This is a genomic window from Microcystis sp. M113S1 (assembly GCF_020246945.1).
Lineage (GTDB): Bacteria > Cyanobacteriota > Cyanobacteriia > Cyanobacteriales > Microcystaceae > Microcystis.
The window spans coordinates 1-7,399 of the sequence record NZ_JADBSA010000320.1 but is presented as its reverse complement, the minus strand read 5'-3'; the positions used below and the strand labels follow the sequence as shown (position 1 = coordinate 7,399).

Sequence of the window (7,399 nt, the reverse complement as noted above, 5' to 3'; positions counted from 1 at the left end):
TGGAGTGATTGGGGGGAAAATTCAGGGACTTTTTCCCTGAAAATTAGGTAATTGACCACCTGAAAATGGGTAAAACCCCACACCCCACACCCCAACCCCCAACCCCCAACCCCCACCGAAAAACTTTTTCAGCAGACCCTAGATACAATGGAAATTGTCCATGAAGCTGCAGCAATTTCTGCTGATTTAAGGCGCAAAGGAACCCCAATACAAATGGCTGATATTCTCATGGCAGCAACAGCTATTAGCCATAATCTCATCCTCATTTCTGATGACTCAGATATGCTGAGAGTTCAGAGATTAACCGTAGAAAATTGGCTGCGATGATGTAGGGAGATAAGCTGTTCATCATTGTAATCAAACCAATCTTATCCTAGGTTGGGTTTCGTTCCTCAACCCAATCTACAGATTACTAAAAATTGTTGATAAGTAACAATTTTAGTTATTCCAAATTGTTGCAAAATCAATAAATCTTGATCGCCTGTAATTAAAAAATCAGCTTGACTATCTTTGGCTAAGGCTAAAAGGTAGTTATCTTTAGCGTCTCTACAGATATTAATTTTTGATTTAGTCTCAATACATAACCCAATTATGCTTAAAAGTTCAAGTAATTCTTGAACTTTACTTTTTGGAAAATGCTTTTGTAATTTTGGTCTTTTGGTAACAAGGTTAATTTCATTAAGTAGCTGTGGAGAAAAAATCGGCACAAGAGTTTTTTCAATCAGTAGATATTTTAAACTGGCTAACTGTTTACCAATAAGAAAGCTAATCCAAAGGTTAGTATCAATAATAACTTTAATCGGTGGCTTGTTGTCCATAAATTTTAGCCCTAACTTCCTCCACTTCTTCGGTAATTGTCTCCAGGGAAAGCTCATCAGTTTTAAAGGTTTCTAAAAGTTGGGTTAGTTTTTGATTTAAAGTTTCTTTTTCGAGTTCTTTACTGAGTTGTATTTTGTCACTTTCTGGGAGTTGTTTAACCAAATCTAAAATCTGGTCAAAGTTTAAGGTTAGTTGGTAAGTTTTTTGGTTCATTTTCTCAAATTATTGTTTATTGATAAAGCGAGGTATTAGGTATCAAGTTCCTGAAAAGCTGATGTTTACGGGAGCAAAACCCCTAAAATTAGACTTGACAAAAAACCTGAGATCGTTATATTCTACAGGTTAAAAGCTTTGAGAGAAGGATAACCAACCCCCACGCCCCACGCACCAATTATATCATTCATTCTACCTGAATATCAAACAGGAACTAGAAGCCTGTTACTAGGGAGAGATTGCTACGGGGGGATATTGATTGAGAGATCAAGGTTAACTCTGGTATCATACCATATAAAGCTTTTGTCGGGTGCGTTAGTAATAGCGTAACGCACCAATTTTCTTAAGATGGTGCGTTACGGCGCGATCATAGTTTAATTATGGCTCTTCGTTACTTGGTATGGTTCGATAGGGGGGCATAAATCGACTAAATCCTTATCTGGCAAGAGATTTAATCCATTAGTTCGCTCTAGATCAAAAATAATTGACAAAAATCGCCAAATATCTTTCTATATAAGGGTTTCATCTCTTATAATCCTGTCCGTTGCATAAGACAAACCGAAGAGCCTTAATTATTAACAAATTTCCTTTAAATACGCGCAAACACGCACCCTACAAACCACAGATTACTACCTCAATTTTTTCAAAAAAATCGACCCGCCGCTAGGCGGGAAAAAGAGAAAAATTGAAAAAAGTAAAAAAGGGTAAAAAAGGGTAAAAAGAGAATAAGGGTTACAGAGTCCTCCCAGCACCGCACACCACCCGAAAACCGAAGTAGCTGAAGTTGACGCGGCGGTTGATGTAGTAGCGGCAAGCGGAACGGCAGAAATCCGGATTGCTGCACCAAGAACCGCCCCGCAGTATTTGATAATCATTATCATTTGTCAGCCAAGCACTGCCATCCTTTGGCGCTCCGATATAGTTATCGTGCCAATTGTCCTCGCACCACTCCCAAACATTGCCACTCATGTCATACAGTCCCCAAGCATTAGGCCTTTTCTGGCCCACAGGATGAGTTTTATCCTGAGAATTTCCGTTATGCCAAGCGTAATCTCCTAACTGATTGGCATCATCACCGAAATAATAGCGAGTGGTTGTCCCCGCACGACAGGCATATTCCCATTCCGCTTCCGTCGGTAGGCGATAGGTTTTTCCTGTTATTTGACTCAATTTTTGGCAAAAGGCTTGAGCATCATTCCAACTAACCTTTTCTACCGGATTTTGGGGATTGTTTTGAAACAGAGAGGGATTGTTTCCCATTACCGCTTCATATTGTGCCTGAGTCACCGGATATTTCCCGATCGCAAAACTGTTTATTTTAACTGGGTGTTGAGGCTTTTCATAACTTGTAGCATCGCGATCACTATCAGGAGAGCCCATGATAAATTGACCTGCTGGTAAGCCTACCATCTCCAGTGTTATTCCCTTGGATATTTTTTCGGTGAAGTTTGTCAGTGGAGTTGGCGCTACTTTAGGTAGGGGTGTAGATGTCACCGGAGCGTTACTTTTCCCTAAGTTACAATCCTTTGCGCGAGAGGAGAGAGCCCCCAGGAAGCCACCATTGAGACCGAACCGGAGCAGAAACATCTCAAGAAACGATAACTGCAAAGCCAGCGGGAATAAATGCGGCTCCAGACTGGTACCTATCTGCCTAGCAATAACCACAGCAACCACAACCATCAGTGAGTAAATACAATACATCGAATATAGCAAACTGAAACCGATCTCATCCTTAAGAGAACGCAAAAAGTCCCAGTTGACAAAAAGTTTAATACGCCGAATAAGCCGAATAAAACAATTAGGCTTATGCCAATTAACATCTGACGCTACCAAGATAACCACAAATACCCAACAAGTAAAAATACCAACCACATACCAAAACGCAAACCAAAACACAAACCAAAAAAAAGCCCACCCAAAAAGAAAAACCCACAACGGCCACAACGTTAATCCCACACTGATCGAGAAAATCGAGCAAAACAAACCCCAAAAAACCAAAATTGCCACGATACCAATCGGCGGAACAACGAAACGATAAAATAAAAATGGGAAGTGAGCTTTGGGGGCTGCATTATTAAACGTTAGGTTCCTGTAAGACAACCATTTTCCTCTTTTTCTCCAGCCGACGAGATCGCCGAAATTTTTCCAGACTTCTTGATGGAAATTTTCGAACAATCCCCCATTATACCCTCTCGTGCCACCGAGACTCTCATAGATTTCTTTCTGGACGCTGAAGCCAAACTTACCCTGACTGTAGTGTAGCCAGAGTTGGTCAATAGTTTGCAAATCTTCACAGGGGAAATTGTCAATATCCTCTGTCTTTAGCCATCCACGTTTGCTTTCCCTGCTGACAACCTGAAGCATGACTTTACGTGTTTCTTTGTCTGCTTCTTTCCAGTTTCCCGCTGCTAGGAGTTGCTGTAATCGAGAATAGTTAACACCCCTAGCACTTTTAAGCACAATATTAGTCATTGTTTTTACTCCTTTAAGTAGTTGGGTTGACGTTAAAAAAGTTGGTTGTGTTGGGTTTCGTGCCTCAACCCAACTACAGGATATTGAAGTAGGGTTTCTCCTTCAATAAACTCTTGCACTAAATAGAAAGAGTTTCCTTCCGAGAAGTAGTCATAAACAGGGGGAATTTGTTCGTGTTTTAATTCGTCTAATTTTTCTGCTTCTCTTTGAAATAACTCCTGAGACTTCTCCAGAGCCGCTCCCTGCATTTGAGCGATAAATTTTTTAATCACGCAGGGTTTTCGATTAAAATTCAAGTCTTCGGCTTGATAAGTTCTACCGAATGCGCCTTCCCCTAAAACCCCGACAATGAGATAACGGCTATGAAAAGAATATGATTGGCTAGTTTGGCTTAAATTTCCGCCACATCCTTGACAATAGCTATAATGAGTCGGATTTTGAGGATGGGAACATTCGGGATTGAGACAGTAGAGGATACTCATAAATCATCTGGAGGAATTTGATTAAGTACCTAAAAAAAATTGATGATCTCATTGAGAGAAGATGTGTAGGCTCCCTTAAGCGGTCACAAATCCGGTCAAAAACCAAAATTAACAATCCGCCGTAACGCACCAATTCTATCATTAATTCTACCTGAATATCAAACAGCAACTAGAAGCCTGTTCCCTGGCAGTGGGAGCTAGGGGTTGCTAACAGGGGGAACAGTGATGACAAAGCGGATAACAGTTCCGATAACTGCTGTTGCCAAGATGGTGATTAATGCCCAAATTTGGGCTTTCTGGGAACCTTTAATCTCTTTTAAATCACCTTGTAAGGTGTTGAATTCTCCCTGTAATGCCTTGAGATCTCCCTTTACTTCGGCCTCGAATCTGACTTGAACAATCCTGATCTCTGTGACATCTTTCTGGAGCGCGTCTAGCTTCTGATTGGTCTCTTTAAGATTCTGATTAATCTGGTCTAGGATTTTTCCTAAATCGGTTTCGATGGTGAGGCCGCTCATGGGTTAGACTCCTAATTAATTGGTGCTGTTGTTTCTGACTTAGATTTCAGTGTTTGAACAAATTGTAAAACTTTTTGTTGCTTTTCCGGTGTCAGTTCTCGCCATTGTTCAAGTAGTTCTTCTTCTTTACCCATAAATACCTCGCTCTTCAATTATAAATTGTTTGGTTTTGAGCGAGGCTAATTGACCACAAAGCCACAGAGGACACAAAAATCATATCATTTTTGGTTTGCGGTGGACGTTGTAGAATAGAGAAAACCTACTACGCTGATAGATACCATGCCCTCGACCGCTATTACCACGATCATCAAGATGGTTGAGTCTCTGCCTGATGAGCTTCAAGAGCAGTTAGTAGAGTACGTTCGAGCTTATATTGCAGAAATTGAAGAAGAAAAACGATGGGATCAGTCTTTTAAACAGACGAAGAATAATCTAGTCGTAGCAGCTCGAAAAGCCAAAGAAGAGATTGCGGCAGGATTGTCCGCACCGATGGATTATGAGCAGCTATGAATTCCGCAACATTGCCTTCATTTTGGCAGAAGTATCGCAACTTGAAGCCAGCAGTCAAAGCCGGAGCCAGGAAAGCATATCGGTTATGGGTGGAGAATCCGTTTCATCCATCGTTACATTTTAAGTGTATTGACAGCGACGAAGATATTTGGTCAGTGCGTGTAACGAAGAGTCATCGAGCTTTGGGAGTGCTGTCAGGGGATACAGTGACCTGGTTTTGGATTGGCGATCATGATGAGTACGAAAAGTTTTATTCGTAAAACACAGGAACTACAAGCCTGTTCCACTCGAACTTTAAAAACCCCCTTGCCACTCTCCCGTACTTTTTAAACAGGATTTAGCATCACTCCCTCATAATGACATTATTGATTTTCGTTGAGGATGTTGGTGGCGATAATTTTAGAATTTAGCCTGTGTTAGCCGAGCGCCTAACGGACTAGAAATTACATGGCATAGCGACTTTTTTCGGAAGTATCAAAGTGAGCAAGCGTAATTTTTTGGGCGAGGATAGAAGTTTTTTGCGGCAAAAAAACAGAACGTTGCCGGAAATATTCGCCAAAATATTGACGGTAGAGAGGACAACTGACTCGGCAAAACTTACCTTGTCGGTGAATCAGTCCGAGACTTTCTAGGTGAAAAGCTGGCATTAAATCAATTTCTATGTCTTTTTCTGCCATCACCACCTTAGCAAAGATAGCCGCTAAATTGCCTTTTAAGTATTGTAGATGTGAAAGTAACCGTTTAAGATGGTCTGCAAAAATATTACTTTCCTCCTCGATCGAAGTAGCTAAAATAGTTTCTAGGGTACAATTACCCCGAGCAATATGATAGCAAGCAAGACGAATTAAATAGGGATTACCCCCTAGAAATATCCGTAATTTTTCGTAGTCAAAATTCTGATCTAATCCCTGTCTTTGACTTAATTCTCGTACTTGTGCGCTGGTAAAATTAGGCAATTCGATCGGTAGGCCAAGACTAAAAGGAGATTGATAGGTATCTGAGGTTTTATCAAGCTCGTGTGCAGAGGAATAGGCAACAATTAAACGTAATTTTTGCCAGAGGGGTTTGTTTTTGCCTTCCTCGTGCCAGAGGTGCAGAATACTAAAAAATTCTTCCCTTAGCTGTGGATAGGATAAAAGATATTCAAGATCATCAAAGGCAATCACTAAAGGGCGATCAAGATGGGAGAGAATATGCTTTTCTAGATAGATTTTACAGTTAATTTTACCCCCCAAGAATTCATCCCAATGCTGTGGGAGATGATTTTCTAAATCTAACTGGCGACTAATACTAACACAAAGCCAACGCAGCCAGTGATTTAAATCTTGAAAAATTGAGCTTTCTGCTAACCGAAAACTGAAATAAAGCGTATGGTATTGCTGTTGTTGTGCATAATTAATAATTCTAGTCATCAGGGAAGTTTTTCCCATTTTTCTGGCCGCGTTAATCCGGATAAGACTACCCCCGCGCAAGATCTCTTGATAACAAATCTGTTCTAGATTATTTCTGTTGATATAAAAGGGGGAATCGAGGGGTACTTGTCCCTCTGGTAACTCAGGCAATAGTTGAGGATTAATAGTATCAGTTTCTGGCAAGTTAGGACGATAATAATCGCTATTTTCTAGAGTTAAATTAAAAGCTTGAAAACAATGTTTCAGGGTTTGTTTATCCACTCCCGATTCACAAGCAAATACCTTCATCAGAGTATCTACCCCTAAAAGAGTTTTCTCGCTGAGGACTTCTAGGGTGAAACGATGACCGCGATTATCCCGATATTCCGCTTCTTGTTTGGCAGTAAGTATTTTTTCTAGTCCTGTGGGGGTAAGGACAACCCCGCGTCTGCGGCGCTGTTTTTCTGGTTTTTCCATGATAGTTTTTCCCTGTCCTGAACTCAAACTCTGCACCTCTACTAGAGGTTTTGAGTTTCCTATAGACTTCTCCTCAACAGGGAAACAATCAATTCCGTAACTTTACTGGTTTTGGTGGTTCTTCGTTACTTAGTCTGGTTCGATAGGGTGGCATAAATGGACTAAATCCTTATCTGGCAAGAGATTTGATTGATTAGTTCGCTCTAGATCGAAAACAATTAACAAAAATCGCCAAATGTCTTTCTCTATAAGAGTTTCATTGCTTATAACCCTGTACGTTGCATAAGACAAACCGAAGAACCGTTTTGGTTTAGCCATCGAGAAGGTAGGAAAAATAACCAGACCACTTATCGAAAATTTGGGTTAAAACCCCGTCGTTTTAGGACGGCTTTAAGCTACAATGGAAAAAGCGATAACCAAGCTAAAAACTGAACCTTGACCACAGATAGTAGGGGGTTTCGTTCAGAAAAGACTTCAAATTCGGCCTTGAACGAGTAAAACTTTCTAGGAAATAAGG

Annotated in this window: 10 protein-coding genes; 3 read left to right on the top strand and 7 right to left on the bottom strand. The window is 40.6% G+C overall.

Annotation, left to right across the window (positions count from 1 at the left end; translation table 11 throughout):
• Window positions 1-147 precede the first annotated feature (147 nt).
• Window positions 148-327, top strand: coding sequence for a PIN domain-containing protein (locus IM319_RS16105; RefSeq protein ID WP_287736261.1), 180 nt, complete (start codon window positions 148-150; stop codon window positions 325-327).
• A 65-nt stretch (window positions 328-392) separates the two neighbouring features.
• Here IM319_RS16105 and IM319_RS16100 read toward each other — a convergent pair whose 3' ends face one another.
• From IM319_RS16100 to IM319_RS16075, 6 genes are all read right to left on the bottom strand, one after another.
• Window positions 393-818: a putative toxin-antitoxin system toxin component, PIN family gene (locus IM319_RS16100; protein ID WP_286826182.1), complete on the bottom strand. Its 426-nt coding sequence runs from the start codon at window positions 816-818 to the stop codon at window positions 393-395.
• Window positions 796-1,032 carry a type II toxin-antitoxin system VapB15 family antitoxin gene (vap15, locus tag IM319_RS16095; protein ID WP_287078968.1) on the bottom strand — a complete coding sequence of 79 codons (237 nt, stop codon included), beginning with the start codon at window positions 1,030-1,032 and terminating at the stop codon, window positions 796-798. The genes IM319_RS16100 and vap15 overlap by 23 nt, the downstream gene beginning before the upstream one ends.
• A gap of 732 nt (window positions 1,033-1,764) precedes the next feature.
• The gene (locus tag IM319_RS16090; protein WP_287736259.1) at window positions 1,765-3,504 is read right to left on the bottom strand and encodes an SUMF1/EgtB/PvdO family nonheme iron enzyme; all 1,740 of its coding nucleotides are present in this window, start codon (window positions 3,502-3,504) and stop codon (window positions 1,765-1,767) included.
• Between the two features lie 32 nt (window positions 3,505-3,536).
• Window positions 3,537-3,986: a serine/threonine protein kinase gene (locus IM319_RS16085; RefSeq protein WP_287736258.1), complete on the bottom strand. Its 450-nt coding sequence runs from the start codon at window positions 3,984-3,986 to the stop codon at window positions 3,537-3,539.
• Between the two features lie 197 nt (window positions 3,987-4,183).
• Complete coding sequence (locus IM319_RS16080) at window positions 4,184-4,504, bottom strand: hypothetical protein (protein WP_002796305.1); 321 nt, start codon at window positions 4,502-4,504, stop codon at window positions 4,184-4,186.
• Window positions 4,505-4,515: 11 nt separating this feature from the next.
• Complete coding sequence (locus tag IM319_RS16075) at window positions 4,516-4,638, bottom strand: hypothetical protein (RefSeq protein ID WP_002796307.1); 123 nt, start codon at window positions 4,636-4,638, stop codon at window positions 4,516-4,518.
• Window positions 4,639-4,783: 145 nt separating this feature from the next.
• Between IM319_RS16075 and IM319_RS16070 the strand changes: the two genes are divergently transcribed.
• Together IM319_RS16070 and IM319_RS16065 are read left to right on the top strand one after the other, a co-directional pair.
• Window positions 4,784-5,014, top strand: a complete 231-nt coding sequence (locus tag IM319_RS16070; RefSeq protein WP_271971057.1) for a hypothetical protein — start codon at window positions 4,784-4,786, stop codon at window positions 5,012-5,014.
• Window positions 5,011-5,274, top strand: a complete 264-nt coding sequence (locus IM319_RS16065; RefSeq protein WP_286826189.1) for a hypothetical protein — start codon at window positions 5,011-5,013, stop codon at window positions 5,272-5,274. The genes IM319_RS16070 and IM319_RS16065 overlap by 4 nt, the downstream gene beginning before the upstream one ends.
• Before the next feature lie 183 nt (window positions 5,275-5,457).
• Here IM319_RS16065 and IM319_RS16060 read toward each other — a convergent pair whose 3' ends face one another.
• Window positions 5,458-6,882 carry an AAA-like domain-containing protein gene (locus tag IM319_RS16060; protein ID WP_287736256.1) on the bottom strand — a complete coding sequence of 475 codons (1,425 nt, stop codon included), beginning with the start codon at window positions 6,880-6,882 and terminating at the stop codon, window positions 5,458-5,460.
• Window positions 6,883-7,399: the final 517 nt, after the last annotated feature.